At 64.7% G+C, this 2,123-nt stretch carries 2 protein-coding genes; both read left to right on the forward strand.

Annotated elements, in window-relative coordinates; genetic code table 11:
• Window positions 1-68: 68 nt before the first annotated feature.
• Window positions 69-1,304: an IS21 family transposase gene (gene istA / locus ACFV4R_RS20140; RefSeq protein WP_377204335.1), complete on the forward strand. Its 1,236-nt coding sequence runs from the start codon at window positions 69-71 to the stop codon at window positions 1,302-1,304.
• On the forward strand, window positions 1,301-2,059 hold the full coding sequence (gene istB / locus ACFV4R_RS20145) for an IS21-like element helper ATPase IstB (protein ID WP_377204334.1): 759 nt from the start codon (window positions 1,301-1,303) through the stop codon (window positions 2,057-2,059). Before istA ends, istB begins: the two co-directional genes overlap by 4 nt.
• Window positions 2,060-2,123: the final 64 nt, after the last annotated feature.

The raw sequence follows: 2,123 nt of genomic DNA on the forward strand, positions 1-2,123 counted from the left end.
TGTTGACGCCAACCGAAAATAGGGCCAAAAACGCCAACTGAAAATGAGGCCACTGACCATTATGGAAGGTGATCACATTGGATGTTTGGGCGCAGATACGCCACCGATACGCGACGGAGAAAATCTCCAAGAGGGAGCTGGCTAAACAGCTCGGGGTTTCGCGGGGGACGGTGGACCGGGCGTTGGAGGCGGAGCGGCCACCGAAGTATGAGCGGAAGCCGGCCGGTTCGAGCTTTGATGCGTACGCGCCACAGGTACGGGCCCTGTTGGTGCAGACGCCGACGATGCCGGCTTCGGTACTGGCCGAACGCGTCGGCTGGACGGGCTCAGCATCCTTATTCCGGGACAAGGTCCGTGGACTCCGGCCCGAATATATGCCGGCGGATCCGGTGGACCGGCTGGTCCATGAACCGGGCCAAGCGATGCAGTGCGATTTATGGTTCCCTCATGAGCCGCTGCCCCTGGGACACGGGCAGGAGGGCAAGCCTCCGGTGCTGGTGATGACGAGCGCGTTCTCCGGATACATCCAGGCCAGGATGCTGCCGACCCGCACGACCTTTGATCTGCTCGGCGGGATGTGGTCGCTGCTGCAAGAGGCCGGTGCAGTCCCCAAGCAGCTGGTCTGGGACAACGAGTCAGGGATCGGCCAAGGCCGGCTGACTGAGCCTGCGGCGGCGTTCGCCGGCGTGCTGGGCTGCGAGATCCGGCAGTTGCCGCCACGGGATCCAGAATCCAAGGGCATCGTGGAGCGGATGAACCGCTACTTCCGCCAGGGCTTCATGCCCGGCCGGACCTTCGAGTCCCCGCAGGATTTCAACCACCAGCTCGCGGACTGGCTGCCGCGCGCGAACGCCCGCTACTCCCGGACCCGTCACGGGCGCCCGGCCGAGCTGTTCGTCCGGGACCGGAATGCAATGCGGCCGTTGACGCCGGTGGCGCCCGAGTTCGCCTTCCGCAGCAGCGTCCGGCTGCCACGGGACTATTACGTGCGGGTCTTCTCCAACGACTATTCCGTGGACCCGGGCGCGATCGGGCGGATCGTGAACGTCGAAGCAGACCTGGAAAAGGTAACTGTGAGCGCAGACGGCCGGCTGCTGGCCAGGCACGAGCGGCGGTGGGCCAGGCACCAGATCTTCACCGACCCGGGGCATGTGGACAAGGCCGCCTCCCTCCGACGGATCCACCGCAGCGTCAAAGCCGGACGGTCCACGGTGGTGGAGGAACGGGACCTGTCGATCTATGACGAACTGTTCGGTGTCGCCATCCCCGACGATGCCCGCGAGCTCTCCGGGGCAGGACGATGAGCGCTGCCGTGAAGGACATCGAGTACTACGCCCGCGCACTGCGCGCCCCGCGGATCGCCGACGGCTACCGGTCCCTCGGCGACCGGGCTCGGGAGGCAGGCTGGTCACACGAGGAATACCTAGCCGCTGTCCTCTCACGCGAAGTCGCCGAACGCGAGGCCTCCGGGGCCGCCCTTCGGATCAGAGCCGCGAGGTTCCCCGGACACAAGCTGCTGGAAGAGTTCAACTTCGACCACCAGCCTGCCGCGGACCGGAACCTCGTAGCGCACCTGAGCACCGGGGTCTTCCTGGAAGAAGCCAAGAACGTGGTCTTGCTCGGTCCGCCTGGCACCGGGAAAACCCATCTGGCCGTCGGGATCGGGATCCGGGCCGCACGCGCCGGGCATCGCGTCCTGTTCGACACCGCGACCGGGTGGGTATCGAGACTGGCCGAAGCCCACGACCGCGGCCGCCTGCCCCAGGAACTGGCCAAGTTGCGCCGATACAAGCTGCTCATCGTTGACGAAGTCGGCTACATCCCCTTCGACCAGGACTCGGCCAACCTGTTCTTCCAGTTGGTCTCATCCCGCTATGAACACGCTTCTCTAGTGCTTACCAGCAACCTCGCCTTCAGCAGGTGGGGCGAAGTCTTCAGCGACGCGACAGTGGCCTCGGCAATGATCGACCGGATCGTCCACCACGCAGAAGTCCTGAACCTCACCGGCAGCAGCTACCGGCTCCGGAACAAGACAAGAACCCAGCTTCAGGCACAATAGAACAGCAACCCGTGGCCCTGTTTTCAGTCGGCAAAACTGGCCCTATTTTCGGTTGGCGTTAACA

The sequence above is a fragment of the Pseudarthrobacter sp. NPDC059871 genome, assembly GCF_042731175.1.
GTDB lineage: Bacteria > Actinomycetota > Actinomycetes > Actinomycetales > Micrococcaceae > Arthrobacter.